Annotated in this window: 21 protein-coding genes; 8 read left to right on the forward strand and 13 right to left on the reverse strand. The window is 74.8% G+C overall.

The annotated features are described in order from the left end of the window. Positions 1–5,019, reverse strand: coding sequence for a DNA-binding protein (locus ACZ67M_RS07025; RefSeq protein WP_469849887.1), 5,019 nt, complete (start codon positions 5,017–5,019; stop codon positions 1–3). 40 nt (positions 5,020–5,059) lie between these two features. Further along, positions 5,060–5,941 (reverse strand): DUF4132 domain-containing protein, encoded by an 882-nt coding sequence (locus tag ACZ67M_RS07030; protein ID WP_469849889.1) that lies wholly within the window; start codon positions 5,939–5,941, stop codon positions 5,060–5,062. A gap of 561 nt (positions 5,942–6,502) precedes the next feature. Here ACZ67M_RS07030 and ACZ67M_RS07035 point away from each other — a divergent pair. Next, positions 6,503–7,108, forward strand: coding sequence for a response regulator transcription factor (locus tag ACZ67M_RS07035; RefSeq protein ID WP_361365051.1), 606 nt, complete (start codon positions 6,503–6,505; stop codon positions 7,106–7,108). A gap of 46 nt (positions 7,109–7,154) precedes the next feature. On the opposite strand, the gene ACZ67M_RS07040 is transcribed toward ACZ67M_RS07035, so the two are convergent. The 4 genes from ACZ67M_RS07040 to lanKC all read right to left on the reverse strand — a co-directional run bounded on the left by ACZ67M_RS07040 (position 7,155) and on the right by lanKC (position 13,792). Further along, positions 7,155–8,975, reverse strand: coding sequence for an ATP-binding cassette domain-containing protein (locus tag ACZ67M_RS07040; protein ID WP_469849891.1), 1,821 nt, complete (start codon positions 8,973–8,975; stop codon positions 7,155–7,157). Then, positions 8,972–10,855, reverse strand: coding sequence for an ATP-binding cassette domain-containing protein (locus ACZ67M_RS07045; RefSeq protein WP_469849893.1), 1,884 nt, complete (start codon positions 10,853–10,855; stop codon positions 8,972–8,974). Before ACZ67M_RS07045 ends, ACZ67M_RS07040 begins: the two co-directional genes overlap by 4 nt. Positions 10,856–11,015: 160 nt before the next feature. Beyond that, on the reverse strand, positions 11,016–11,147 hold the full coding sequence (ramS, locus tag ACZ67M_RS07050; RefSeq protein WP_122620605.1) for a mycelium formation morphogenetic lantipeptide SapB: 132 nt from the start codon (positions 11,145–11,147) through the stop codon (positions 11,016–11,018). A gap of 35 nt (positions 11,148–11,182) precedes the next feature. Beyond that, positions 11,183–13,792, reverse strand: coding sequence for a class III lanthionine synthetase LanKC (gene lanKC, locus ACZ67M_RS07055; RefSeq protein WP_469849895.1), 2,610 nt, complete (start codon positions 13,790–13,792; stop codon positions 11,183–11,185). A gap of 221 nt (positions 13,793–14,013) precedes the next feature. Between lanKC and ACZ67M_RS07060 the strand changes: the two genes are divergently transcribed. Genes ACZ67M_RS07060 through ACZ67M_RS07070 form a run of 3 tightly spaced genes read left to right on the forward strand, consistent with a single transcriptional unit; the run spans position 14,014 to position 16,186 of the window. Further along, on the forward strand, positions 14,014–15,084 hold the full coding sequence (locus ACZ67M_RS07060; protein ID WP_469849896.1) for an aromatic ring-hydroxylating dioxygenase subunit alpha: 1,071 nt from the start codon (positions 14,014–14,016) through the stop codon (positions 15,082–15,084). Continuing rightward, positions 15,081–15,251, forward strand: a complete 171-nt coding sequence (locus ACZ67M_RS07065; protein ID WP_202558143.1) for a hypothetical protein — start codon at positions 15,081–15,083, stop codon at positions 15,249–15,251. Before ACZ67M_RS07060 ends, ACZ67M_RS07065 begins: the two co-directional genes overlap by 4 nt. After that, entirely contained in the window at positions 15,248–16,186 is a 939-nt protein-coding gene (locus ACZ67M_RS07070; protein WP_469849897.1) for a PDR/VanB family oxidoreductase, read from the forward strand. The genes ACZ67M_RS07065 and ACZ67M_RS07070 overlap by 4 nt, the downstream gene beginning before the upstream one ends. Here ACZ67M_RS07070 and ACZ67M_RS07075 read toward each other — a convergent pair. Further along, entirely contained in the window at positions 16,137–16,955 is an 819-nt protein-coding gene (locus ACZ67M_RS07075) for an IclR family transcriptional regulator domain-containing protein (RefSeq protein WP_467324180.1), read from the reverse strand. The genes ACZ67M_RS07070 and ACZ67M_RS07075 overlap by 50 nt on opposite strands. A 247-nt stretch (positions 16,956–17,202) precedes the next feature. Between ACZ67M_RS07075 and ACZ67M_RS07080 the strand changes: the two genes are divergently transcribed. From ACZ67M_RS07080 to ACZ67M_RS07095, 4 genes are read left to right on the forward strand one after another with little or no spacing between them, the layout of a single operon-like run. After that, positions 17,203–18,174 carry an ABC transporter substrate-binding protein gene (locus ACZ67M_RS07080; protein WP_361365073.1) on the forward strand — a complete coding sequence of 324 codons (972 nt, stop codon included), beginning with the start codon at positions 17,203–17,205 and terminating at the stop codon, positions 18,172–18,174. Further along, positions 18,171–18,944: an ABC transporter permease gene (locus ACZ67M_RS07085; protein WP_469849900.1), complete on the forward strand. Its 774-nt coding sequence runs from the start codon at positions 18,171–18,173 to the stop codon at positions 18,942–18,944. Before ACZ67M_RS07080 ends, ACZ67M_RS07085 begins: the two co-directional genes overlap by 4 nt. Next, positions 18,944–19,720: an ABC transporter permease gene (locus tag ACZ67M_RS07090; RefSeq protein ID WP_385802179.1), complete on the forward strand. Its 777-nt coding sequence runs from the start codon at positions 18,944–18,946 to the stop codon at positions 19,718–19,720. The genes ACZ67M_RS07085 and ACZ67M_RS07090 overlap by 1 nt, the downstream gene beginning before the upstream one ends. A 22-nt stretch (positions 19,721–19,742) precedes the next feature. After that, entirely contained in the window at positions 19,743–20,549 is an 807-nt protein-coding gene (locus ACZ67M_RS07095) for an ABC transporter ATP-binding protein (protein ID WP_385802177.1), read from the forward strand. Here the strand turns inward: ACZ67M_RS07095 and ACZ67M_RS07100 are convergent. The 6 genes from ACZ67M_RS07100 to ACZ67M_RS07125 are packed head-to-tail and all read right to left on the reverse strand — an operon-like array spanning position 20,543 to position 26,021. Further along, on the reverse strand, positions 20,543–21,217 hold the full coding sequence (locus ACZ67M_RS07100; RefSeq protein WP_122620597.1) for a GntR family transcriptional regulator: 675 nt from the start codon (positions 21,215–21,217) through the stop codon (positions 20,543–20,545). The two genes, ACZ67M_RS07095 and ACZ67M_RS07100, sit on opposite strands and share 7 nt — an antisense overlap. After that, the gene (locus ACZ67M_RS07105) at positions 21,214–22,215 is read right to left on the reverse strand and encodes a proline racemase family protein (RefSeq protein WP_469849902.1); all 1,002 of its coding nucleotides are present in this window, start codon (positions 22,213–22,215) and stop codon (positions 21,214–21,216) included. The genes ACZ67M_RS07100 and ACZ67M_RS07105 overlap by 4 nt, the downstream gene beginning before the upstream one ends. A 24-nt stretch (positions 22,216–22,239) precedes the next feature. Then, on the reverse strand, positions 22,240–23,130 hold the full coding sequence (locus ACZ67M_RS07110) for a dihydrodipicolinate synthase family protein (protein WP_469849904.1): 891 nt from the start codon (positions 23,128–23,130) through the stop codon (positions 22,240–22,242). Continuing rightward, positions 23,127–24,584, reverse strand: a complete 1,458-nt coding sequence (locus ACZ67M_RS07115) for an FAD/NAD(P)-dependent oxidoreductase (protein ID WP_469849906.1) — start codon at positions 24,582–24,584, stop codon at positions 23,127–23,129. The genes ACZ67M_RS07110 and ACZ67M_RS07115 overlap by 4 nt, the downstream gene beginning before the upstream one ends. After that, positions 24,574–24,873 carry a (2Fe-2S)-binding protein gene (locus ACZ67M_RS07120; protein WP_469849907.1) on the reverse strand — a complete coding sequence of 100 codons (300 nt, stop codon included), beginning with the start codon at positions 24,871–24,873 and terminating at the stop codon, positions 24,574–24,576. Before ACZ67M_RS07120 ends, ACZ67M_RS07115 begins: the two co-directional genes overlap by 11 nt. Beyond that, a complete protein-coding gene (locus ACZ67M_RS07125; protein WP_392102264.1) occupies positions 24,870–26,021 on the reverse strand; it encodes an NAD(P)/FAD-dependent oxidoreductase in 1,152 nt (383 codons plus the stop codon). The genes ACZ67M_RS07120 and ACZ67M_RS07125 overlap by 4 nt, the downstream gene beginning before the upstream one ends. Between the last annotated feature and the right edge of the window lie 11 nt (positions 26,022–26,032).

The raw sequence follows: 26,032 nt of genomic DNA on the forward strand, positions 1-26,032 counted from the left end.
TCAGCGCCGGCGCCCGCGCGGTCGCGGCACCTCCATGTCCTCCGGCCGCGGGCCCTGCCCGGCCACGACCCGCCGCCACGCCTCCCGGTACACGTCGGCCACCGGCCGGGCGGGGACGACGACGCCCAGGACGGGCGACTCGCCGTCGAGCAGGCCGTACAGCGGCAGCTTCCACCGCTCCAGCGGGAGGTGCGGGCCGGCGAGCCGGGTCCACCCGCCGGGCAGGAACAGCGAGCGTCCGGCCTTGGCCCGGCTGCCCTCCAGTACGAGGCCGGTGGCCGCGAGTTCGGCGCGGGCGGCCCGCAGCCTGGCGGTGCCGCCGCGCCGGGCGCCCCAACCGGTCCAGCGCGCGGTGTTGCGGTCCGTGGGGTCCGGCATGGCGAGCAGCATCAGGTAGAGGACGGCGGCGTCCTCGCCGATGTCGTGCCGTGCGGCCACCTCGGCGACCAGGCCGGGCACGGACCGGGCGGGGTCCTGCGGCCACCACAGGCCGTCCTGGTCGCGCTCGCCGGCCACCGGGTTCCCGGGGTCGGCGAGCAGTTCGGCGAACGGGCCGTCGTGGACCAGACGCAGCGCGGTCCGCTGCGCGTTCGGCCGCTGCCCGGCGAACAGCGCCGCCAGGTACGGGTCGTGACCGGCCGCGTCCAGCAGGACCGGACGGACGGCGGGGACGGGGTCGGACGCCGACCGCTCGGTGCCCAGCACGACCGCGCCGTAGCGGACGAAATCGTCACCGGTCTCGGTCGGTTCGCCCGCGGCCTGCCGGAACGCCTCCCAGTCGGTCTTGCCGTCCAAACCGATCAGCAGCCCGGGATGGGCCAGCCGGGCGCGCAGCGCGGTCAGTACGCCGGGCAGGACGGCACGGACCGGGTCGCCGGACGGGAGCCGGTGGGCGAGCCACGCGGCCATCGCCACCGCGCCCTTGAGGACGTGGCCGTCGAAGCCGGGCGTCCGCTCGGCGGACGTCAGGTAATAACGGCCGATGGTCCAGGTCAGGTCCTGGGTGAGGCGGGGCTCCGTGGCGAGGTCGACGAAGCCGCGCAGGGCGGCGGCCGGTGCCCAGCCCACGGGCTCCACGGTGCGGGCAGCGTCGTGCACCACCTCCTCGGGAACGGGGGTGCGCCGGCCCAGCCGCTCGTTCCAGACCCCGGCCGCGCGGGCGGCGTCGGGGCCGTGGGTCCACAGCCGGGACGGGTCGGCGGGCAGCAGCGCCGCCACGACGGCCTGCCGGGCGCCCGCGTCGAGGCCCCTCAGCTCCTCCTTGGCCACGCGGGCGTCGGCCGACCTCACCCCGATGGCCTTCAGCGTCGCGGAGGGCACGGCCTGCCGTACGTCGTCGATCAGGGGCAGGCCGGCGACCACCAGCCGGGCCATGGTCGGGGTGACGCCGGTGAGCCGGGCGAGCTCCTCGGCGGCGGCCGGGTACCAGGGTGCGGGACCGCGTTCCGCGAGCGTGGCGCGGAAGGCGGCGGCCCAGCCGGGCGCCCGGGCCGGCTCCGGCACGAACGGTTCCTGGGCGACCGCGGTGTACGGCGCGGGTGTCTCGAACCTGCCGGCCGGGTCGTGGTGGAGGGCCCCGTAGTGGCGGCCGGGGATCTCGTGCGCGCCGTGCTCCCGGACGAACTGGTACCAGCGGTCGGGGAAGACCAGGAACGCGCCGTCGGCCAGGTCGAGCACGGCGGCCCTGGTGTAGCCCTTCACGGCGTCCGGCCCGGTGAACAGGCCACCGTCCAGGCACAGGCGGACACGGCGCCAGTGGTCCGGGTCCAGTTCCGTGAGCTGCCGCGCGTCCAGTTCCGCGAGGAACGCCTCCAGTGCCTCCCGGTGTTCCGGCACGGTGGCCTCGGTGCCGGCCCGCAGGGCGACGACGGCCGGGAGGTGGGGCAGGGCCAGTGCGTTGAGGCGCTCGAGCGACGGCTGCCCGGGCAGGTCGGCATGGACCCGGCCCTCGGGTGCCGGTTCGGCCTCGCCCCGCGCGGACGGGCCGAGCAGGCCCGGCAGTCCGAAGAGGTGGTGGTCGAAGTCGTAGTACCGGCGGCGCTCGCCGTCGGTGAGGCCGACGCCGTTCAACGCGGATGCCAGCAGGAGGTCGCCGACGGCGGCCGGGTCCTCCCGCGGGGTGTCGCCCGCAACGGCGGCGTCGAGCCGTGCGCGCGCCTCGTCCAGGACGCGCTGCAACTCGGCGGCGTACCGCGTCACTCCGGCGATGCCCGCGCGCAGCGCCTCGTGGCCGACCCGCGGCAGCAGGCCGCGGACCAGGCCGGGCAGCGCGTCCCCGTCCTCGGACTCGTCCCCGGGTGTCTCCGCGACGGCCGCCGCGAGCAGTTCGGCAGCGGTGTCGTCGCCGATCCGACGCAGTGCGGCGGAGCCCTGCGGGTCGCGGGGCCGGAGCAGGTGCCAGTAGCGCAGGGGCGGCAGCAGGGCGGTGCCCGCGCTGAACGGGCCGGCCGTGTGGCCGCGCGTGACCTCGGCGAGGACCTTGCCGTCGCCGTCGAGCAGCCGGATGTCGGTGCCCGACCACCGCAGCACGGTCACCGGCCGGTCGGTGCCGGGGAAGACCAGCGCGTGCTCCGGGTCCTTGCCCACGCCGGGCGGTACGACGACCGACCGTCCGGCCAGGTCCTCGCCCCGCCGCGAACCGTCGGGCAGCGTGATCACCCGCCAGCCGAGCACTCCGCCCACCGGGGCGCCCACCGGGCCAGGCACCGCGGTGGGGGCGGGCAGCAGCCAGGCGGTGCCGAGGGTGCTGCCCTCCGGCGCGGCACGCAGCCCTTCGCCGAACCAGTCCGGCACGGCGGGCTCGCCCACCGCGCGGCCGTACGGGTCGTACGCGTGCCAGGCGCTGTTGGTCTCGTCGGACCAGTCCTCGATCCACACCCAGTACGAGGTGCCGTCGCCGATCACCGGCCGCCCGGACGGGACGTGGGTGTCGCCCCGCCGCAGGATGCCCTGGCCGGTGGTCCGGCCGCCCTCCGGGAGCGGGAGGGAGGCGGGTGGCAGGCCGTTGCCCCCTCCACTCCCGCCGCTCCCGTCCGCCTGGCATGCCTGGGAGTAGCGGACGGCGCCGTCCACCGCCGTCGGTGACGAGGGGTCGCCGTCGTGCCAGTAGCCGTGCGTGCTGGAGGTGGAGAACGAGTACCAGGTGACGAGCAGGCCGCCGTCCACGTAGCGGACATCGGGACGCCAGCGGTCGCCGTTGTCCGGGAGGCGCAGTTCGTGGCTGAGTACCGTGCCCTCCGCGTCGATCACCCGGGCGTGGTCGCCCTTGAGGACGATCAGCTGGGGCCACGCCTCACCCACCATCGTCTTGCGCGCCGCCTCCGGGGGCTCGGGCGAGCCGACCGCCTCGTCCCAGGCGGGCCAGCCCAGTTCGTCCAGGATGCCGGTGCGCAGGGTGCGCGCGAGGGCCGGGGCCATGCCGGGGGCCAGCGCTTCGCGTACGGCCTGCTCGGCGGTGGCCAGGACCTCGCCCGGCAGCCATCTCAGGGTCGTGAGGGGTTCCAGGTAGCCGGTGAATCCGCCCAGTTCGGCCGTGAGGTAACGGCGGCCGACCTCGGCCACCCACTCGGCCAGCATGGGGCGGCCGCCGGGCGACTCGGCGAGGGTGGTGACGGTGCGCCGATCCTTGTCCGCCCGCTCGTGGTCGGGACAGCCCGCCCGGAAGGCCGCGCGGAAACGGGGGTCGGCCGCCAGGGCGAGCAGGTCACGGCGCTCGTCGCGGGCCGCCCAGTTCTTCAGTCCGAGCCCCGGGCGGTCCTCGGGGTCCGCGACGGGTATCCGCAGGGCCAGGAGCTGGTCGAGGAGGTCGACGTCGCCGACCGGAGGCGGCAACATGGCTCCGGAGGACTGGAGTTCGGCGCGGAGCGGGTCGGCCATGCGGTCGACGAGCGGATACAGCTCCGCCGGGGCCAGGGACCGGTTGTCGGCGCCGCACAGTGCGAGGAACCTGCGCGCCCAGCCGGCCGTGCCGTCGGGGGAACGCTCCTCGGCGGGCCGTGCGGCGTCGCAGAGTCCGGCGGTGGCGCCGGACTTCTCCAGCAGCTCCAGCCACTGGGGCAGGTCCTCAGGCTCCCACTCGACGGGCAGCAGTCCCAGCAGGGTGCCGCGGACGGCGGGCTCCCGCCCGGCCAGTTCGAGAAGCGCGGCCCGGTGGGCCTTCCACCAGCCGGGCGGTGCCTTGACGGTGCCGGGCAGCGACAGCATCTCGCGCAGGTAGGCGATCTCCTCCGCCCGCGCGTTCTTGCCCGCGGCCGCCTTCGCGAGCCGGCGCAGGTCGGCCGCGCCCGGGCTGGACGGCGGCAGTCCGTGCGCCGCGAGCCGCGTGAACAGACCGCGCAGGTGCCGGAACGCGGTCGCGGCCGGCACCCGGGAGGACAGCCCCTTGGCGTATCCGGACAGGACCTTGGTCGGCACGGCGTCGGCCAGGGCGAACTCCAGGAACACCGCGTCCATGCGGGCCTCGTCGAACGGCAGCGCGTACGCAGTCTCGGCCTTGCGCGCGTTGACGAACATCTGGGCGGCGTACGACTGCTCCCCGGCGGCCAGGAACACCCGGCCGGCCTCCTCGTAGAAGGTCGGCAGGAAGTGCGGCACGGAACCGGCGAGGCGCTCGCCGATCGACTCGTACGTGGCGCGTGCTCTCTTGGCGCGGGAGCGCACCGTCCGCGCGACCCTGTTCATCTCCTCGACCAGGGACATGGCCAGATGGCCGTCCGAGGGATGCCGGACCAGGACCCATTCGGGGAAGCCCATGGCCCGGTGCTGCCCGACGCCGACCTCCACCGGTCCGCCCTCGGGCCTGAGTCCGAGGAACGGGGCGCCGGTGTCCCCGGAGGGGTCCTCGGCGATCAGCCGCACGACGGTCCGGCCGTCCAGGCCCGGATGCCGGTAGGCCCGCGTGAACACGGGCACCGCCCGGTCGCCGCCCCCGGTGGTGCCCGGCGGCAGGACGGCGCCGGCCCGGAGCAGTTCCGCCACCTCCTCCGCCGTCGTCCCGACCTCAGTGGTGCCGTCACTCATGCTCGCGTGCCTTTCTTGGAGGTGCGTACCGCCGTGCCGTTCACCGGGCGTCGTCCGTGGGCGCGGTGCGGCCGGCGTGCAGGGCGGCGGCCATGCGCATGCCTTCGGACCAGGCCACGGGGCCGATCTCGGCGAGTGGGAGGTACCGTCGGCCGTCCTCGACGCTCCAGGCCAGGCCGCCGGTCCAGGCCCTCTCCTCGGTGAAGGGGTCGCTCATGCCGACGGAGGCGGTGACGATCCGTCCGGCGTCCCGGATCCGGTCCACGACGCTGCTGCCGGAGATCCGGTAGCCGAGGGAGGTGGCGCGGGAGGAGAGGTGGAACCACGAGCGGTACTCGGCGCCGGCGAACTCGGTGACGTTGTGGGCCGTGGTACCGCTCCCACTGGGCCTGGTCCAGGTGCGGCGGTCGATCTGCTCGACGCCCTGGACCACGCCCGACTCGGCCGCGAACCGGCGCAGTTCCTCCAGCCGGGGCAGGAGGACGGGGTGGGGCATCGTCACCGTGCGCGGGGCCAGGCGGACGGTCGCGCCGTCCAGGCCGGCCAGCCGCAGTTCGCCCGACTCGGCCGCGTCGCGCAGGAAACCGGTCTCGTCGGGGTGGTCGCCGACGACAACGATGTCCCGCAGGGCCGCCCGCCACGCCTCGTCGGGCCAGACCCGCCCCAGCAGCCCCGTCGGTACCGGCAGCGAGGACACCATCCAGCGCTCGACCTGGGCGGCGCACTCGGCGGCGTGCCGGTCCAGCCATTCGGCGAACCGCTGGAGTTCGAGCACCTCGGGCCGGTCCCGTATCCCCTCCGGCAGGGACCTCTCCCGCTTCCCCTCCCGTCCGTCCGCGGACCGCGCCACCGCCGACCGGGCCACCACCCGGCCCTCCACCAGGGCGACTTCGTACTCGTCGCCCGCTGCCAGCCACCCCATGGATCCTTCGCCTCTCCGCTGCCGGGAACACGGCACAGCGCGTCCGGCGGCCCGGATCGGCGCGCCCCGCTGTGACGTTGGCGAAAGACTAGGGGCACCCACCGACAGTCCCCCGCGCGCACCGCTCCGTGCGAGCGGTCAAGGGAACCGTCCGCACGGGGCGGTGGATTTCGCGCCAGATTGAAGGACGACGTTTTCCGGCCGACTCCCACCCGAACGGACGTCCGTTCGCCTTGGCCGGTTTCGCGGACGGGGCTGCCCCGTGGGGCCGGTGTGCCGCCGTGGCCAGGATGACCGGGCCGACGACGCGCACAAGAGGGCGGAAGGCCGGATTCCCTACGGAGCCGGACCCGGTGCGGATGGGTGTGTTCTCCGCCTTGTCGGCCAGGACGGAGGCCGTTGTTCCGCCCCTGACGGGGCGCCGACAACGGCGGATTGACTCGGGTGCCGTTCGCACGTGCGTACGCTCCGTGTTCCACCCGCACGGATCAGGGCAGATGGCCTCGTGGCGCGGGGACGAGTGACTATCGGCTGTCCGAACCGGACGGGCCGAGACAAGGGGTGGGGGAGATGGTCCGTACGGTCGTGGTGCACGACGAGGCACTACTGCGGTCGGCGTTGGCGCAACTGCTCAGATCCGACGACACGCTGGAGGTCTCGGCGCTGTGTCCGGACAACGAGGCCCCGGACACCGAGGCGTTACCGGCGGACGTGTGTGTCGTGGACGGCGAGTGCCTCCAGGGACCGGACGACGCCCGGGCGGAGCGCCTGCGGGGCCGGTACGGGGACCGGCTCGTCGTCCTGACGACCGCCAAGCGGCCGGGGGTGCTGCGCCGGGCGTTCGAAGGGGGCGCGCTCGGGCTGGTGGACAAGAACGCCCCGGCGCACCGGCTGATCACGGCGGTGCACACCGTGGCCAAGGGCGAGCGCTTCCTGGACGAGACCCTCACCGTGGCCCTGCTGAAGGGCGCGGAGATGCCGCTGACCACCCGCGAACTGGGCGTGCTGTCCCTGGCCTCCCAGGGAGCGCCGATCGCCGAGATCGCCGCCCGGCTGCACCTGTCGCGGGGAACGGTCCGCAACTACATGGCGACGGCCATCCGGAAGGTGGGCGCCCGCAACCGGGTCGACGCGATACGCATCGTCCAGAGCGCCGGCTGGACGTGACGCGGCCGCGCCGTTGGCCGGCCGCGTCCCGCACGGACGTCCGCGGTCACGGCCGCCGCGACGGCTCTCCGTGCCAGTGGCCCGTCAGGTCGCGGTAGAGCGGAGACCGGTCCAGCACCTCCTCGTGGGTGCCGCAGACCGCGGCCACACCGTCCAGCACCAGTACCCGGTCGGCCCGGACGGCCGACGACAGACGGTGCGCCACCACCACCAGCGTGCCCGGCCGCCGGGCCAGGGCCTCCTCCGCGCGGGCCTCCGCGGCCGGGTCGAGGTGGCAGGTGGCCTCGTCGAGCAGCAGCAGGGGGGCGGGCGAGAGGTACGCGCGGGCCAGCGCGACGAGTTGCCGCTCCGCGTGGGTCAGTTCGGCGGGCCGCAACGGACCGTCGAGCCCGCCCAGGCGCTCGACCAGCGGCCGCAGCCCGAGTTCCCGGACGGCGGCGTCCAGGTCCGCCCGGTCCGCGTCCGGGCGGAGATAGGCGAGGTTGTCGCCGACGGTGCCGGTGAAGACGTACGCCTCCTGCGGGACCAGCGTGCGCAGGGCGGCGAGTTCGGCGACGGCGCGTCCGGTCACCGCCCGGCCGGCCACCCGGACCTCGCCGCCGCTCGGCGCGAGCGTTCCCGCGACGAGGCGGGTGAGGGTCGACTTGCCGATGCCGCTCGGTCCGACGACGGCGAGGTGTTCGCCCCGGACGACGCACAGGTCGAGCGAGTCGAGCACCGGCTCCGCGCGGACGCCGTAGGACAGGGTGACGGACCGCAGTTCCACCGCCGGGGCAGGCCGGGCGCCGGGCTCCTGCGGTCCGTCGGGTGCGGGTGCGCGGGCGGGGGCGGGGGACGCGGGTGCGGGCTCCGGCACCGGCGCGGGGCCGAGGATCCGGTCGAGGACGACGAGCAGCCGGGAGCCCGCCGCGCCCAGGGCGGTCATCAGCGTGTGCAGGGCCGGCAGCAGGGACTGCACGAGATAGGTGAACGCGCCGAGCAGCGCTCCCGCCGTCACGCCCCGCCCGCGCAGCCACGGCACCGCCACGAGCAGCGCGAGCACGGGCAGGTTACCGGCGACGCCGAGCGCCGTCGTGCGCACCGCCGCCCACCGGGCCAGGACACGGGCCGTCGCGGCGGCCTCGGCGACCAGTTCCACGCCGCGCCGCTCCGTCTCGGGCCCGGTCCCGCAGGCGGTGAGGTCCCGCAGGGCGGCACGTGAGCGGGTCGCGTGGTCGCCGAGCGCCTCGTCGGCGGCCAGGGCGCGGCGTTGGGCCGCCGCCATGGGCCGCAGGGTCGACAGGAACAGGGCGAGACCGACCGCCAGGGGCGGCAGGACCACCACGAGCAGCGCCGGATGCAGGGACAGCAGGCCGATCAGGGCTCCCGCGGCGGTGAAGACGAACGAGCGCAGGGTGATGACGAGACCGGCGAAGCTGTCCCGGGCGATCTCGACCTGGTTGGTCAGCCGGGAGACGGCCGCCCGGTCCGTTCCGCCGGGCCCGCCGAGGGCCGCCAGGGCCATGGACCGGTCGACCGCGCGCCGCACCAGACCGTCCCGCAGCGGCTCCGTCAACCCGGCGAGCTGCGCGAACACCCCTCGCACGACCGGAGCGCCGGACAGTACGGCGACCAGGGCGACCGCGAGCCACAGCAGCCCCCGGCGCGTGTCACCGGCGAGAAAGCCCTCGTCGACGGCGTGGGCGACCGCGAAGCCCACCAGGAACGCCTGCGCCGACTCCACCAGCGACCAGAGCCCGAGCCGGGCCAGCACGCCCTTGCGCCGGGCGAGGAAGCGGTGCGCCGGCGGGACGACGCGGCGCAGCGCCCCCGCCCCGTCGTCGGCCGGTGCGGGCGCGTGGCGGTCCCCCGCGGACGCGGACGTCACGGCCGTGCCTCCTCGGGCTCGGAGGCGGGGTCGAAGGCGGACTCGGAGGCGGAGTCGGATGCGGACTCGGAAGCGAGTTCGGACCCGGGCGTCGACGCGGGCTTCGACGCGGGTTCAGGCCCGGTCCGACGGCCGGACCCCGCGCGTGCCGCCGCGCCCCCGGTGCCCGCGGCGCCGAAGACGGCCCGGTAGTCCTCCGTCCGCCACAGGTCGTGGTGCGTCCCCACGGCCCGCACGCTCCCCTCCTCCAGCCACAGCACCAGATCCGCCCGGGCCGCCACCGAGGGGCGGTGCGCGATCACGAGCCTGGTCCCGGGCCGCACCGAGCGGCGCAGGGCGAGGTTCACCTCGTGTTCCGTGGCGGTGTCCAGACTGGACGTCGCGTCGTCCATCACCAGGAGCCGTCCGGCCTGTGCGAACGCCCGTGCCAGGCCGAGCCGCTGGTGCTCCCCGCCGGAGAGCGGCGCCCCCGGCAGCGGGGTGTCGTAGCCGTCCGGCAACCGGCGTACGAAGCCGTCGGCCCCCGCCGCCCGGGCCGCTCGCCGTACCTCCTCGGGGGAGGCCCGCCGCGCGCCGGAGGCGACCGCTTCGGCGACCGTGCCCTCCCCCAGTGCCGGGCGTTCGAAGGCGAACGCCACCTCGGTGCGCAGCGCCTCGCGCGTCAGCCGGTCGAGGCGGACACCGTCGAGCAGCACCTGGCCCTCGTCGGGGTCGATCAGCCGCCCCGCCACGGCCGCCAGGACGGACTTGCCCGCGCCGCTGCGGCCGACCACCGCGACCGTGGAGCCGCCCGGCACGCGCACGTGGTCGGCGCGCAGCACCTCCCTGCCGTCGCGCACCACGCGCACACCGCGCAGTTCGAGTTCGCCGGTGCCCGCCGGGGGCAGATGGCCCGTCCCGTGGGACAGCGCGGGCAGCCGTTCCAGCTCCAGGGTCCGTTTGCGTGCCTCGCGGCCCCGCACGACGGCGCCCAGCAGGGACGCCGCGCCGCCGACGCCGGCCGTGAGCTGTGCGTACCGGCCGGCGGCGAGCAGCTCCCCCACGCTCAGGTCCCCGGAGGCCAGGCGCAGTCCGCCGACCCCCGTGGCGACCAGGACCAGCAGCGGCACCAGGACGCCGCTCCGGCCCAGCGCCCGTCCGTGCAGGGCCCACATGTCCCGGCCCTGGGCGCCGAGTTCCGCCAACGGCGCCAGCACCCGGGCGCGTTCCCGGCCGGCGGTCCCCGCGGCGCCGATCGTCGCCGTGCCCTCCAGGGCCTCCAGCAACCCCGACGCGATCCTGGACTGGGTGCGCTGGTAGGCGGCGACCGAGGCGCCGGTGTCGCGGGCGAAGGTCCGCAGTACCAGGGCCAGGGCGGGCAGCCCGGCGCACACGCAGGCCGCCACCCACACGTCGACGAAGGCCAGCGCCACCAGGGCGCCCAGCGGGGTGACCAGCGAGGCCGCCAAGGCCGCCCGGGCCGCCGGGGCACCGCCCGCGTCGGCGGCGTTGAGGGTCAGGCGGGTGCCGACGTCCCCCGGCGGAAAGGGCCGGACGCGGTCCGGTACGGCGCCCAGCAGGCCGGTGAGGGCCCGGGAGCGGACGGATGCCGTCCATGCGGCGTTGCAGCCTCCGGTGAACAGCGCGGTCAGGCTGTCGAGGAGCAGTTCCCCCAGGAGGAGCCCGGCGCTCAGCGCGAGCCAGGGGCCGGCGTCGCCGCCGCCGTCGCGCAGCATCAGGTCGAGTGTGCGGCCGAGGACGACCGGCTGGGCCACCGCCGTCAGGGCGCCCGCGACCGAGCACAGCAGCACCAGTACCTCCGGCGCGCGCCCGGGACTCGCGGCGCCGGTCCCGTCCCGCGCCTCGGGCGCCCGCCGCGCCGGGGACCTGCTCGTTCGCACCAGCCAAGACCTTCCGTCCGTCCCACCGTGCCGGGACGCCGGTCGCGCGCCCCGTGGGGCCGTGGGGTGCGCGGACAGGCGTCGGCGCCCCGGGAGAGACCCGGGGCGCCAGGGCCGGGCGACACGGCTCACCATGTCGCCGCGGCGGTCAACTCCGGCGTCAGTTACAGGTCGTGACGCTCAGGCTGCTGTCGCCGCAGAGCAGCAGGCTGGCGCGGCTGCCTCCGGTCTCGACGTCGCCCATGGCCTCGTCCTTGGGGGTCTCCATCGACTGCAGGTCGAAAAGGTTCATGACTCTTCCCTTCGTACGGCAACAGGTGTGCTTTTTCACGACCCCGGGCGGGGCCGAGTCGGAGGGCCGCTGCTCGTGCGCAGCGGCGGCAGGAACGGCAGCCCGGCGGGCTCGTCGCCGAGGACGGAGGCGACGGCCAGCAGGCATCCGGCCGTTCCGGTGGAGAGGTCCATGGAGAGCCGCATCATCTGCTCACCGGGGAAGGCGAGCCGGTCGCGGTAGGACATGGCGTGCCAGGACAGCGCGTCGAGCTGGCGGCGCAGGGCCTCGGGGCCGGTGCCGGGTGCCGTGGCCGTGGTGCGGCCGAGGTGCAGCACCATTCCGGCGACGCCGCGGTAGAGGCCGGGCTGGGCGTAGAACATGGCCTGTGCGGCGGCCACGATCTCGCCTCTCGCCCGCTCGAACTCCTCGTCCTCGCGGTGCGCCAGGTAGTCGTCGAGGACCATGCCGATGCCCACGCTGCCCGCGCCCAGGTAGGGCATGGTGCGCCAGCCCTCGTCGACCTGGAGCGCGCCGCCCGCGCCGCGGACGCATTGGGCGAGGTCCTGGCGCAGCGCGTCGCGGGCGAGGTCGAGCAGGGCGCCGTCCCCGGTGCGTTCGTAAAGCCGCAGGAAGAGCAGGGCGCGTCCCGAGGCGCCGTACAGCAGCCCGGCGCGGGTCCGGCCGGACTTCTCCGCCGTGGTCCGCGTTCCGCCTGCCGCCAGGTCGGCGCAGCGCAGGGCGACCGTGCGCAGCGCGCTCTCCCCGGTGGTGGCGGCGAGCGAGTCCAGGGCCAGGCCCAGTCCGGCGGTGCCGCTGTGCAGGTCGGGGGCCAGGTCGTCGAGGGGCTGGTCGAGGAGGAGTTCGGCGAGGTCGAGCGCGCGGTCGCGGTGACCGAGGCGGTCGAGGGTCCAGGCGATTCCGGCGAGCCCGTCGTGGAAGCCGAGCGGCATGCCCGAGGGCGGTTGCTTGGTCCGCTCCAGCAGCCACTGCTCCCCGTCCTCGTCCCGGCCCGCCCCGCTCTCGGCCAGGGCGTACAGCACCCCCGCCGCTCCGTGGCCGAAGGCGAGGCCGCCGCCGGCGGTGGCGAACTGCGCGATGTCGCCGGGGTAGAGGCGGTCCGTGCGGGACGGCGTCGCGGAGGCGCGGACGGCCTCGGCCATCGAGTCCCGGCTGCGGGGCCAGTCGTCCGGGCGGACGGGCGCCACCGGCCCGGCCGGCCGTGGCACGGCGGGGACGCCGTCGGCGCCGGCCGTGATCTCGTCGACCGCCGCGTCCAGGAAGGCCCGGTCCACGGGGAACTGTTCGGCCACCACGTCGGCGAGGTGGGCCGCCTTGCGCCGGTCGAGCGCCAGCAGGCTGGTGAGCGGGAGGAACAGCGCGAGCCGCAGGCACGCCAGCGCGTACCGGTCCACGGCCACGCCCCGCCGGTCGGCGGGGGCCACGAACCCCGGGTTGGCCACGATCTGCCGGCCCGGTTCACCGACGTGGTGGGCGGCCTCGAAGTCCAGCAGGGCGATGCTGTCGTCCTCGCGGATCATGATGTTGAACAGGTGCAGGTCGTTGAAGACCACGCCGCGGGCGTGCACGTCGGCGACGGCACGCTCCACTCTCGCGTGGACGTCGAGGGCCCAGTCGGTGTACTCGGCCAGTCGGCGCTCGCCCGGCTCGGCCTCGATGAGCGGATGGCGGCGGGCGAAGAACGTGTTGAGCGGCTTGCCGTCGAGGTACTCCAGGACGAGGAAGTGGTGTTCCCCGATCGTGAGGTGGTCGCGCACCTCGGGCGTGCAGCCGAGGCCCGACAGCATCTCCAGCGCCCGGCGTTCGCGGTGCAGCCGGGTCACGGCGTCCGCCCCGTCGGCCGCGAGACCGGCGTGCGGACGGGCCTCCTTGAGGACGACCTGCTCGCCGGTGCGGCTGTCCCGGGCGAGGTAGACACCGCCGCCGTTGGAGAAGTGCAGCGCCGACTCGACGGTGTAGGGCAGCTCGGCCAGGGTCACCGCGGACCGGGCTTCGAGGTGCGGGCCCAGGAAGGCGAGCGGGGTGACCCAGTCCGGTACCCGGAAGACCGGGCCGCGCAGGTCGGGCACCAGGACGCCGTCGGGGCCGGTGACGGCGGGACGCAGCTCGCCGTCCGCGTCGTAGCAGTTGCGGCGGGTGAAGCCGCCGTAGCGGACGTGCACGGGGCCGTCGCCGATCCGGAGGTCGCTGAGGATGTGCGGTCCGGGTTCGCCGGCCAGCAGGCCGGACAGTTCTCCCACGAGCCGTTCGAAGTCCGCCTCGTCCGCCGGGTACACGGTGATGAACTTGCCGCTGCCGGCGCGGTCCGCGTACTTCGCGTTGCGCTGGTGCAGCAGGTAGCGGCTGGGCACGAACTTGAAGGCGGTGCCGCCGTCGACGCAGTGCCGCAGGACGCGCTCCAGCACGGACTCGGCGTTGTCGAGGCAGGCGGAGACGTGGATCTTCCAGCCCTGGTCGGGCAGGTCGGTCTCGACCGGGCGCAGGGCGAGCCAGTCCCCGCTCTCGTTGCGCTGCCACCCGGCCGGCACGGGGGCCAGGGCCGCGGCGTACCGGGCGTGCCGGGTGCCGCCGCGCAGGGCCGTGCGGTGCGGGGCGTCGTAGAAGGACGGATCCGCGTCGCAGTAGACGGCATAGCCCTTGTTCACGCCTTCTCCCTCCGCCGGTCGCTGACGGGGATGACGCTGTCACGCGGCGTACCGCTGCGGACAGTTACCGCTGTCATGACTCCGACGTGCGGAACGCACGGGTAACTTCGCGGGACGGTCGGCCGGGCGGAAGGTTTCCGCTGGACGGAAGGATCCTTGCCGGGGTGGGGACACGTCGCCATGGTGTGAGCCACACGACGTCGACGACGACGGGAGCGCCCATGCCGCACACGACCGCCTTCGCCAGGAACCAGTGGTACGTCGCCGCCTACCGCCACGAGGTGGGACGTGAGTTGCTGGGGCGCACGGTCCTCGGTGAGCCGCTGGTCCTCTTCCGCACACGGGGCGGCGCCCCGGTGGTCCTGCACGACCGCTGTGTGCACCGCCGCTTTCCGCTCTCCGAGGCGCCGACACGGCTGGACGGGGACAGGATCGTGTGCGGGTACCACGGCTTCACCTACGACCCGACCGGCACCTGCGTGTACGTGCCGGGCCAGAAACGCGTCCCGCGCACGGCCCGTGTCGCCTCCTATCCGGTGGCCGAGCGGGACTCCCTGGTGTGGGTGTGGATCGGCGACCCCGTCGCGGCCGACCCGGAGGCGATACCGCGCGCCCGGCACCTCGACTCCCCCGGCTGGGTCACGGTCCGCGGCATGGAGCCGATCGACGCCGACTACGGCCTGCTGGTCGACAACCTGCTCGACCTCTCGCACGAGACGTATCTGCACGGCGGCTACATCGGTACGCCCGAGGTCGCCGAGACGCCGATCACCACGGAGGTCGACGAGGGCGCCGGGATCGTCCGGGTGAGCCGGCACATGGACGACGCCGAGTGCCCGCCGTTCTACGCGAAGTCCACGGGTGTCCGGGGCCGCATCGACCGCTGGCAGGACATCGAGTACCACGCCCCCTGCCTGTACCTGCTGCACAGCAGGGTCGCCCCGACCGGTGTACCGCCCGCCCCCGACGGCGGCGACCCGGACGGCTTCCACACCGAGATCACCTACGCCATCACACCGTCCGCCGACGGGAAGGTGTACGACTTCTGGGCGGTCTCCCGGGACTGGGCGACGGATGACGCCGAGGTCACCGAGTTCCTGCGGAAGAACAACCACACGGTCGTCATGCAGGACGTGGACGCGCTCAACCTGCTCCAGCGCGCGCTCGGCACCGAGCGGGCCGGCTACCAGGAGCTGAGCATCAACATCGACACCGGCGGCCTGGCCGCCCGCCGCATCCTGGCCCGGCTGGCCGACGAGGGCGGGCGGCCGGCGGAGCGGGCGGCCCGGTGAGCGCCCGCCCCGGCGAGGTCTACCGCGTCGACTGGCTGCCCGGCACCGACGTCCTGCACGGCACCTGTCACTGCGGCGCCGAGCACACGGCCGGGGATCCGGTCGCGATGTGGGAGTGGATGCTCGCGCACCCGCGCGGGCACCAGCCCGTGGGCAGCGGCTCATGACCTCGCACGAGACCGGACTCGTCGTCGCGCGTCGGCAGCCGGCGGCGGAGGGCGTGCTCGCCCTGACCCTGCGCCACCCCCGGGGCGAGGAGCTGCCCCGCTGGCAGCCGGGCGCCCATGTCGACGTCGTCCTCGGCCCGGGCCTGGAGAGGCAGTACTCGCTGTGCGGCGACCCGGCCGACCGGGCGGTGTGGCGGATCGCGGTGCTGCGCGAGCCCGTCGGCCGGGGTGGATCGGCCTACGTGCACGAGGAGTTGAACGTGGGCGACCGGGTGCGGGTGCGCGGGCCGCGCAATCACTTCCGCCTGGAGGCCGCCCGCCGCTACCGCTTCGTCGCCGGAGGCATCGGCATCACCCCGATCCTGCCGATGCTGGCCGCCGCCGAGGAGGCGGGCGCCGAGTGGAGCCTGCTGTACGGCGGACGCACCCGGGCCGGCATGGCGTTCACCAGTGAGCTGGAGCGGTACGGCGAGCGGGTCACGCTCGTTCCCGAGGACGAGTCGGGGCGGCTGGACCTCGCCCCGGTGCTCGACGACGTGCCCGGGGACACCCTCGTCTACTGCTGCGGGCCCGGTCCGCTGCTGGACGCCGCCGGGGAGCGCTGCCCGGCGGGGAGGCTGCGCGTGGAGCGTTTCTCCCCCGCCCAGGCGCAGCCGGCGGGCCCGGAAACGCGGTTCGAGGTGGTGCTCGCCCGCAGTGGCCGCACGGTCGTCGTGGAGCCGGACGTGTCGGTGCTGGACGCGGTGCGCGGAGCCGGCGTCGAGGTGCTGTTCTCCTGCACGGAGGGCACCTGCGGCACCTGTGAGACCGAGGTCGTGTCGGGCGAGCCCGAGCACCGGGACTCGGTGCTCACCGAGGAGGAGCGGGCGGCCGGGGAGACGATGCTCATCTGCGTGTCCCGCTGTCGTGGCCGGCGGCTCGTGCTGGACCTGTGATCCGCAGGTCGGCGTCGATCCGGGCGACGGCCGCCAGGAGGTGCGGCAGCAGGTCGCGGCGCACCGACTCCAGGGAGTTGCGGCCGGCGTGCACCGCGATGTTCACCCCGGCCAGCACCTCGCCGTCCCGGTCGCGCACCGGTGCGGCGACCGACCTGAGGCCGTCCTCCAGCTCCTGGTCGACCAGTGCGTAGCCCTGGCGGCGCACCCGGCGCAGTTCGGCGCGCAGGGCGTCCACGGAGGAGAGGGTGCGGGCGGTGACCGGGCGCAGGTCGGCACGGGCCAGCCGGGTCTCGATCTCGGCGTCCGGCAGATCGGCGAGCATCACCCGGCCCACGGAGGTCAGGTGCGCCGGGAAGCGGGTGCCCACGGTGATCGACGCGGTCATGATGCGGCTGGTCGGGACCCGCGCGACGTACACGACGTCGTCGCCGTCCAGGACGCACAGCGAGGACGACTCCCGTACCTGCGCCACCAGTTGCTCCAGGTACGGCTCGGCGATCTGCGCCAGGGTGAAGCCCGCCAGATAGGAGTAGCCCAGCTCCAGCACGCGCGGGGTGAGGCGGAAGCGCCGGCCGTCGGTGTGGACGTAGCCGAGGTCGGCCAGGGTGAGCAGGAAGCGGCGGGCGGCGGCGCGGGTCAGGTCGCAGGCGCGGGCGACCTCGCTCAGGGTGCGGGCGGGATGGTCGGCGTCGAAGGCCCGGATGACCGCCAGGCCGCGTTCGAAGGACTTCACGAAGTGCGGGGCGCGGGGCGCGTCTTCGGACATCTGGCCTCCGGCGAAGGCCGCACGGCGAGCCGCGCGGCGGGACGGGCTGCACGAACGACCGTACGCGCTGCGCACGCTATGAGTGCGCCGCGCGCGGTGTCAACGAGCCGCGGTTGAATCCTCAACGGCCCATCGTGCCAAGCCCATTGACCCGGACTCCCCGGCGGCCCTACGTTCCCGCTGAGCACGTTCGTGCTGTCTGCGCACAACCTGTCGGAGTACCTGGTCCGGTCCCACAGGAGGAGCCATGCGTCGTCTGTTCGTCGGCCTCACGGCCGTGTCCGTCCTGACCGCCGCGACGGCGTGCGGCTCGTCCGACGACTCCGGGGAGCCGGGCGGGGCGGGCTCGTCCGGCTCCACCACCTCGGTCGAGGTCGGCCTCATCCCGATCGTCGATGTCGCGCCCCTGTACCTGGGGCAGAAGAAGGGCTTCTTCGAGGAGCGGGGGCTGAAGCTGTCGTTCGCCAGTGCGCAGGGCGGCGCGGCGATCGTGCCCGGCGTGGTCAGCGGCCAGTTCCAGTTCGGCTTCAGCAACATGACGTCCCTGATGATCGCCCAGTCCAACGGCGTACCCGTGAAGGCGGTGGCGAACGGCATCGCCTCCACCGGGGAAGTGGGCAAGGACTTCGAGGCGCTGACCGTCAAGGGCGACAGCCCGGTCAAGTCTCCGAAGGACCTGGAGGGCAGGAAGGTCGCCATCAATACGCTGAAGAACATCAACGAGACCGCGGTACGGGCCTCGGTGCGCGAGGCGGGCGGCGACCCGGACAAGGTGGAGCTGGTGGAGCTGGCCTTCGACCAGATGCCCGCCGCGCTCGACGCCGGCCGGATCGACGCGGCGATGGTGGTGGAACCGGCGCTGGCCACCGTCAAGAGCCAGGGCGGCCGGGAGATCGCCTCCCCCATGATCGACATCGCTCCGAAGCTCACGGTCGCCATGTACTTCACCTCCACGCGGTACGCGCAGGAGAACCCGGAGGTGGTGCGGAAGTTCCAGGAGGCCACCGCCGAGTCCCTCGCCTACGCCGACGCCCACCCGGACGAGGTGCGCGAGATCGTCACCACGTACACCAAGATCCCGGCGGACGTGCTGGCGAAGGTGACCCTGCCGAAGTGGCCGGCCGAGCCGAACCGCGCCGCCATCGAGGAACTGGCCCGGCTCGGCGAGGCGGACGGCCTCTTCGAGGAGTCGCCCGACCTGGACGAGCTGCTGCCGTGAGGGGTGGCAACGCCGTACTCGGTGCGGCCGGGCTCACGGCCTTCCTCGCGCTGGGCGAGGCGGTGCCGAGGCTCGGCCTGGTGAAGGAGGAGTACTTCCCGCCCACCACCCGGATCGCCGACGCGCTCGGCACCGAGGTCGCGGACGGCGCCTTCTGGACGGCGCTGTGCGACACCCTCACCGGCTGGGCGCTGGGCCTGGCGATCGCGGCCGTCGCCGGGATCGCCACCGGCGTGGTCCTCTCCGTGGTGCCGTACCTGCGCGAGGCCACGGCGTCCACGATCGAGTTCCTGCGCCCGATCCCGTCGGTCGCGCTGATCCCGCTGGCGGTACTGCTGTACGGCACCGGACTGCGGTCGGTGCTGCTGCTGGTCGTGTACGCGGCCTTCTGGCAGGTGCTGATCCAGGTCCTGTACGGCGTCCGGGACGTGGACCCGGTCGCCGAGGAGACGGCGCGGTCCTACGGTCTGGGCACCTGGGCGCGGATCCGGCACGTGCTGTGGCCGACCGCCCTGCCGTACGTGATGACCGGGGTGCGGCTGGCGGCGGCGGTCGCGCTGATCCTCGCCATCACCGCCGAACTCGTCATCGGCGCGCCGGGGCTCGGGGCCCGGATCGCCGTCGCGCAGACCTCTCAGGCGGTGCCCGAGATGTACGCGCTGATCGTCGTGGCCGGTCTGCTGGGGCTGCTGATCAACGTGGGGGCCCGGTCGGTGGAGCGGCGGGCGCTGGCCTGGCACCAGTCGGTGCGCGGGGAGGTGGCGGTGTGATGCGGGTGCTGTCGCGGCTGGTCCTCGCGCTCGCGCTGCCGCTGGCGCTCGTGGCCGTCTGGTGGGTGTCGTCGGCCGGCAGCCAGGACGTGTACTGGCCGCCGCTGCGCACCGTCCTGGAGTCCTTCCCCGAGGTGTGGACCGGCGAGCGCTGGCGCGGTGACGTGCTGCCCAGCGTCCTCAGGCTCGCGGCGGGCTACGCGCTCGCGGCCGTCACGGGCGTGGCGGTCGGCATCCTGGTCGGCTCCCACCGCCGGGTGCGGGCGGTGTGCGAGCCGGTGCTGGAGTTCCTGCGCGCGGTGCCGCCGCCGGTGCTGGTGCCGGTGATCATGCTGTTCGCGGGCATCGGCGACACCATGAAGATCGTCGTCATCGCGGCCGGCTGCGTCTGGCCGGTCCTGCTCAACACGGTGGAGGGCGTCCGGGCCGTCGACGCGGTGATGGCGGACACGGCTCGGTGCTACGGCGTCACCGGCGCCGCGCGGTTGCGGCACGTGGTGCTGCGCGCGGCCAGTCCGCAGATCTTCGCGGGTCTGCGGCAGGCGCTGTCGATCGGCATCATCCTGATGGTGATCAGCGAGATGTTCGCGGCGAGCAACGGGCTCGGCTTCACCATCGTGCAGTTCCAGCGGTCCTTCGCGATCCCCGGCATGTGGACCGGCATCCTGCTGCTCGGTCTGCTCGGCTTCGTGCTCTCGGTCCTCTTCCAGTTGGTCGAGCGGCGGGCGCTGGGCTGGTACCACGGCCTGCGCGCCGCCGCCCGGCGGTCCCCGTGACGTCTCCTCGAAAGGGCGGTCCATGCTCGACGTACGCGGCCTGAAGAAGGTGTACGAGGGGTCGGGGCGGCGCGTGGAGGCGGTGCGCGACCTGACCTTCAGCGTGGCGGCGGGGGAACTGGTCTGTCTGGTCGGCCCGTCGGGCTGCGGCAAGACGACGCTGCTGAGGTGTGTGGGCGGGCTGCTCGAACCGACGGCCGGGGAGGTGTTCCTGGCGGGCCGGAGGGTGGACGGCCCGCCGCCCGGCATGGCGTTCGTCTTCCAGGAGTACGGGCGCAGCCTCTTCCCGTGGATGCGGGTCGGCGAGAACGTCGAACTGCCGCTGCGGCAGAAGGACCTGGGCAGGGCCCGGCGCCGGGAACTGGTCGCGGACGCGCTGGCCTCGGTCGGCCTCGCGGACGCCGCCGGAGCCTACCCCTGGCAGCTCTCCGGCGGCATGCAGCAGCGGGTGGCCATCGCGCGGGCGCTGGCGTACGAGCCCGGGGTGCTGCTGATGGACGAGCCGTTCGCGGCGGTCGACGCGCAGACCCGTGCCGACCTGGAGGACCTGGTGCGGCGGCTGTGGCGGGAGCGCGGGATCACCGTCCTGTTCGTCACCCACGACATCGACGAGGCCGTCTACCTGGGCGAACGGGTGGTGGTGCTGTCCGCCTCCCCCACGGTCGTGCGCGAGCAGCTCGACGTCGACCTGCCGGCCGAGCGGGACCAGGTGCACACCCGGGTGTCGCCGCGCTTCGCCGAGCTGCGCACCCGTGTGTACGAGCAGATCCAGGCGGCGAAGCGGGGCACGCCCTCTCCCGTGAAGACCGACGCGCCGCCGTCTCACTGACCCGGGGCCGCCCACAGCCCCCGTACGTGCCCCAGGTGCCGTGTCATCACCGCGCGCACGGCCTCCTCGTCGCGGGCGAGCAGCGCGTCGAGGATCTCCAGGTGCTCCTCCGCCGACGCCTGGAGCCGCCCCTGTTCCACCAGCGCCGTCAGCCCGTAGAGCCGGGAGCGGCGGCGCAGGTCCCGTACGACCTCCACCAGGTGGGCGTTGCCCGCGAGTTCCAGCAGGCCCAGGTGGAAGCGGAGGTCGGCGTCGACGTACGCGATGAGGTCGCCGGCCAGCGCGGAGGTGACGATCTCCTCGGCGACGGGGCGCAGCGCCTGGAGGGCGACGGTGTCGGCGGTGGTGGCGAGCCCGGTCGTGGTGGGGATCTCGATCAGCGAGCGGATGTGGGTGTACTCGTCGAGCTGCCGTTCGGAGACGGCGGTGACCCGGAACCCCTTGTTGGGCACGGTGTCGACCAGGCCCTCCCTGACCAGGTCGAGCATCGCCTCGCGGACGGGGGTGGCGGAGACACCGAAGCGGGCGGCGAGGCCGGGCGCCGAGTAGACCTCGCCGGGGCGCAGTTCGCCCGCGATCAGGGCGGCGCGCAGCGCCTCGACGACCCGCTCGCGGTGGCTGGGCTTGCGGCCGCCGAGGACGGGCAGCGCGGGACCGGAGGCGCTCACAGCACGAATCCCGCCGGGAAGGGGTCCTCGGGGTCCAGCAGGTACTGGGCGGTTCCGGTGATCCAGGCGCGGCCGGTGAAGCTGGGCAGGACGGCCGGGTGTCCGGCGACCTCGGTGGTGCCGAGCAGCCGGCCGGTGAACCGGGTGCCGATGAAGGACTCGTTCACGAACTCGGTGTGCGGCGGGAGTTCGCCCCGGGCGTGCAGCTGTGCCATGCGGGCGCTGGTGCCGGTGCCGCAGGGCGAGCGGTCGAACCAGCCGGGGTGGATCACCATGGCGTGCCGGGAGTGGCGGGCGGTGGAGTCGGGTGCGGTCACCTGGACATGGTGGCAGCCGTGGATGGACGGGTCGTCGGGGTGTACGGGTTCGCCCTCGGCGTTGATCGCCGCCATCAGGGACAGACCGGCGGCGAGGATGTCGTCCTTGCGGGACCGGTCGAAGGGCAGCCCGAGCCGTTCCAGCGGCAGGATCGCGTAGAAGTTCCCGCCGTAGGCGAGGTCGTAGGACACCGTCCGGCCGTCGGGCAGGGTCGCCTCGCGGTCGAGGCCGACGGCGAAGGACGGCACGTTCCGCAGGGTCACGGCCCTGGCCGCGCCGCCCTCCACCGCGACCTCGGCGACGACGACCCCGGCGGGGGTGTCGAGGCGGATGGTGGTGACGGGTTCGACGACCTCGACCATGCCGGTCTCCACCAGGACGGTCGCCACGCCGATGGTGCCGTGGCCGCACATGGGGAGGTAGCCGGAGACCTCGATGTAGACCACGCCCCAGTCGCAGTCGTTCCGGGTGGGCGGCTGGAGGATCGCACCGCTCATGGCGGCGTGCCCGCGCGGCTCGTTCATCAGCAACCGCTTGACTTGGTCCCGGTGTTGGCGGAAGTACAGCCGCCGTTCGTTCATGGTCGCGCCGGGGATGGTGCCGATGCCGCCGGTGATCACCCGGGTGGGCATGCCCTCGGTGTGCGAGTCGACGGCGTGCAGGACGAGCTTGCTGCGCATGGTGCTCCCTTCCTCGCGGTCCCGCTACGCCAGTCCGGCCGCGAGGGCCTTCTCGGTGGCGGCGCGGACTGCGGCCTCCTGCGCGGGCAGCAGCGGCACGCGGGGTGGGCGGCAGGGGCCGCCGCGGCGTCCGGCGAGGTCCATGGAGACCTTGATGGCCTGGACGAACTCGACCTTGGAGTCCCAGCGCAGCAGGGGGTGCAGCTGCCGGTAGAGCGGTGCGGCCGTGGCCAGGTCGCCGGCGACGGCCGCGCGGTACAGCTCGACGCAGGCGGCGGGCAGCGCGTTGGGGAACCCTGCGATCCAGCCCTTCGCCCCGGCGGCCGCCAGCTCCAGCAGGACGTCGTCGGCGCCGGCCAGCAGGTCGAGGTCGGGGGCGAGTTCGGCGATGCGGTAGGCCCGGCGGACGTCGCCGGAGAACTCCTTCACCCCTTGGACGTGTCCCTCGCCGTGCAGTCGGGCCAGCAGTTCGGGCACCAGGTCGACCTTGGTGTCGATGGGGTTGTTGTAGGCGACCACCGGCAGCCCGGTCCGGGCGACCTCGGCGTAGTGCGCGAGGACGGAACGCTCGTCGGCCCGGTAGGCGTTGGGCGGCAGCAGCATCACCGCCCCGCAGCCCGCCTCGCCCGCCTGCTCGGCCCAGCGGCGGGCCTCGGCGGACCCGTAGGCGGCGACGCCGGGCATGACGCGCTGTCCGCCGACCGCGGCGACGGCGGTCTCGACGACCCGGGCGCGTTCCTCGGGGGTGAGTACCTGGTACTCGCCGAGGGAGCCGTTGGGGACCACGCCGTCGCAGCCGTTGGCGACGAGCCAGGCGCAGTGCTCGGCGTAGGCGTCGTGGTCGACGGAGAGGTCGTCGTGGAGCGGGAGCGCGGTGGCGACGAGGACGCCGCGCCAGGGACGGTGGTCGGTCATGAGGTTCCTCTCGCGGGATGCTGGGGGTCTTCTCTTCGCGGTTCGGGGTTCTCTTCTCGGGGTTCGGGGTCGTCTTCTCGCGGTTCGGGTTCGAGTTCGGGTTCGGGGCGGGCGAGGACGCCCAGCGGTACGGGGCGGGCGAAGACACGCCGTGAGGGCGCGGGTTCGCATCCGGCGAGGCCCGCGACGGCGGCGCCGCACATCCGGCCCTGGCACCAGCCCATCCCGGCCCGCGTCAGCAGCTTCACGGTGCGGACGTCGCCCGCGCCCAGCTCGTCGACGGCCTCGCGGACGGCACCGGCGGTGACCTCCTCGCAGCGGCAGACGAGGGTGTCGTCGGTGATCCGCCCGGCCCAGGCGGCGGGTGGGGTGAAGGCCGCGGCGAGGGCGTCCGCGGACCGCCGCAGCCGGGCGCGGGTCCTGGCGGCCGGTGCCCATCCGGCGGGGTCGGGCTCGGTGCCGCGCAGCCGGGCGGCGACCGATCGTCCGGCGATGTGTCCCTCGGCGAGCGCGAGCCCGGCGCCGCCGACACCGGTGGCCTCCCCCGCCGCCCACACGCCGGGGACGCTGGTGCGCTGTTCGGCGTCGACGGCCACCGTGGGTCCGTCCGGGCGGCAGCCGAGCCCGTCGGCGAGGTCGGTGTGCGGGAGCATGCCGTGGCCGACGGCCAGGGTGTCGCAGGGCAGGTACCGTCCGGTGCCGCGCCGCACGCGTCCGTCGGTGCCGAGGGCGGCGACGGTGACTCCGGTGAGGCGGTCGTCGCCGTGGGCGCGGACGACGGTGTGCCGGGTGCGGGGGCGGACGCGGTGGCGCAGCAGCCGGGCCGCGTATCCGGCGGCCTCGGGGAACTTGCCGGCCAGGTCGCGGGCGCACCGGGCGACGTGGCGCGGGTCGGCCGACTCCACCAGCGCCGCGACCCGCACCCCGGCCGCCGCGAGGCCGGTGGCCACGGGCAGCAGCAGCGGTCCGGTCCCGGCGACGACGGCGACCCCTCCGGGCACCACGAGGCCGCCCTTGAGCATGGCCTGGGCGCCGCCGGCCGTGACGACGCCGGGAAGTGTCCAGCCGGGGAAGGGCAGGACGTGTTCGTAGCCGCCGGTGGCGAGCAGCACCGCGTCGGCGTGCACGGTGGCCGGCTCCTCCTGCTCGGGGCCGAGCAGAGCGTGCACGGTGAAGGCACCGGACCCCGCCTCCACGTACCAGACGTGATGGTCCGGCAGGACGCGTACGCCGCTGGTGGCGAGTGCGTCCCGGAGCCGCTCCCAGGTGCGCCACTGGTGGTGCAGCGCCCGTGGCCGACGGGCGGCCAGTGCGGCGGCGGGCTGCCGGAAGTACTGCCCGCCCGGCCCGTCCGCGCCGTCCAGGACGGTGACCCGTACCCCTCGCGCGTCCGCCGCCAGCGCCGCCGCGAGCCCGGCCGGACCCGCACCGACGACCACGAGTTCAGTCCGCATGGCCCGTGCCCTCCTGGGTGCGGATCACGTCGCCGGGCCGCGCCGGCACCAGGCAGGCCCGCTGGTTGGGGCGGTCGTTGACGGTGACCAGGCAGTCGAAGCACACCCCGATACCGCAGAACACCCCGCGCGGGCGGCCCGACCCCAGCGTGGTGCGCCAGGAGGTGACGCCGGCCGCCCAGAGCACGGCGGCGACCGTCCGGCCGGGCAGCGCCTCGGTCGGCCTGCCGTCGACGGTGACCGTGAAGGGGGGCGCGGGCCGCGCCCGGACCAGCCGCAGCGGATTCACCGGACCTCCTCGGGAAAGCGGTCGGGGCGGAACGGGGCCAGGTCGAGGGCGGGCCGCGCGCCGCTCAGCAGCCCGGCGACCAGGTGCCCGGTGCCGGTGGACAGGCCGATGCCGGCGCCCTCGTGCCCGCACGCGTGGTAGAGGCCGGGCACCCTGGGGTCCGCGCCGACGGCCGGCAGGTGGTCGGGGAGGTACGGCCGGAAGCCGGCGTAGGCGCGCAGGGCCCGCACCCGTGCGAGGAAGGGGAAGAGCCGGGTCGCGCCGGAGGCCAGGGCCCGCAGCGCCGGGAGGGACACGGAGCGGTCGAAGCCGACCCGTTCCCGGCTGGCGCCGATGAGCACCGGACCGGCGGCGGTGCCCTCGACCACCGGTGAGGTCTGCAGGGCAGCCGAGTCGCTGGCCACGTCGGCGACGTAGTCCGCCGCGTACACCTTGTGCCGTACCCGGGGCGGCAGCGGTTCGGTGACGAGGACGTAGCCGCGCCGGGGCAGGACCGGCAGCCGTACGCCCGCCAGCGCGGCCACCTCGCCGCCCCAGGGCCCGGCCGCGTTCACGACCGCCGGGGCGTGCAGTGCGCCCCGGTCGGTGCGCACCCCGCGTACGGCGCCGTCCGGGGCGCGCAGGAAGCCGGTCACCGTGCGGCCGGTGTGCAGCCGGGCGCCGGAGGCCCGCAGCAGGTGGGCGGCGGCCAGGGCGGGCATGACCTGGGCGTCCTGCGGATAGTGCACGGCGCCCGCCAGGCCGGGGGCGAGGTGGGGTTCGAGGTCGGGCAGCCGGTCGGCGGGCACGGACACCGCCTCCACCCCGGCCGCCCGCTGCCCCGCGGCGAACGTCTCCAGACCGGTCAGCGCCTCGGGGGTGCCGGCGACGACGACTCCGCCCTTGGGCTCGTACTCGACCTCCCGGCCCAGTTCCCCGGCGAGCGCGGTCCACAGGCGGGCGGAGAGCAGGGCGAGGTCCAGCTCGGGGCCGGGCTCCTTGTCGGAGACCAGGAGGTTGCCCTCCCCCGCTCCGGTGGTGCCGCCGGCCACGTGGCCACGGTCCACCACGATCACGTCGAGCCCCTCGCGGGCGGCGTACAAGGCACAGGCCGCGCCCACCATCCCGGCTCCGACCACTACGACATCGCAGGTCAGCGACTCCGTCACGCCAGTACTAT

It is taken from the genome of Streptomyces sp. NPDC107500 (assembly GCF_055582785.1).

Bases quoted from the DNA above. Each gene is read 5' to 3' on its own strand.
- ACZ67M_RS07075 (WP_467324180.1), bottom strand. From the start codon at position 16,955: ATGTCCGAAGACGCGCCCCGCGCCCCGCACTTCGTGAAGTCCTTCGAA.
- ACZ67M_RS07030 (WP_469849889.1), bottom strand. From the start codon at position 5,941: ATGGGGTGGCTGGCAGCGGGCGACGAGTACGAAGTCGCCCTGGTGGAG.
- ACZ67M_RS07025 (WP_469849887.1), bottom strand. From the start codon at position 5,019: ATGAGTGACGGCACCACTGAGGTCGGGACGACGGCGGAGGAGGTGGCG.
- ACZ67M_RS07080 (WP_361365073.1), top strand. From the start codon at position 17,203: ATGCGTCGTCTGTTCGTCGGCCTCACGGCCGTGTCCGTCCTGACCGCC.
- ACZ67M_RS07095 (WP_385802177.1), top strand. From the start codon at position 19,743: ATGCTCGACGTACGCGGCCTGAAGAAGGTGTACGAGGGGTCGGGGCGG.
- ACZ67M_RS07060 (WP_469849896.1), top strand. From the start codon at position 14,014: ATGCCGCACACGACCGCCTTCGCCAGGAACCAGTGGTACGTCGCCGCC.
- ACZ67M_RS07105 (WP_469849902.1), bottom strand. From the start codon at position 22,215: ATGCGCAGCAAGCTCGTCCTGCACGCCGTCGACTCGCACACCGAGGGC.
- ACZ67M_RS07090 (WP_385802179.1), top strand. From the start codon at position 18,944: ATGCGGGTGCTGTCGCGGCTGGTCCTCGCGCTCGCGCTGCCGCTGGCG.
- ACZ67M_RS07070 (WP_469849897.1), top strand. From the start codon at position 15,248: ATGACCTCGCACGAGACCGGACTCGTCGTCGCGCGTCGGCAGCCGGCG.
- ACZ67M_RS07115 (WP_469849906.1), bottom strand. From the start codon at position 24,584: ATGCGGACTGAACTCGTGGTCGTCGGTGCGGGTCCGGCCGGGCTCGCG.
- ACZ67M_RS07110 (WP_469849904.1), bottom strand. From the start codon at position 23,130: ATGACCGACCACCGTCCCTGGCGCGGCGTCCTCGTCGCCACCGCGCTC.
- ramS (WP_122620605.1), bottom strand. From the start codon at position 11,147: ATGAACCTTTTCGACCTGCAGTCGATGGAGACCCCCAAGGACGAGGCC.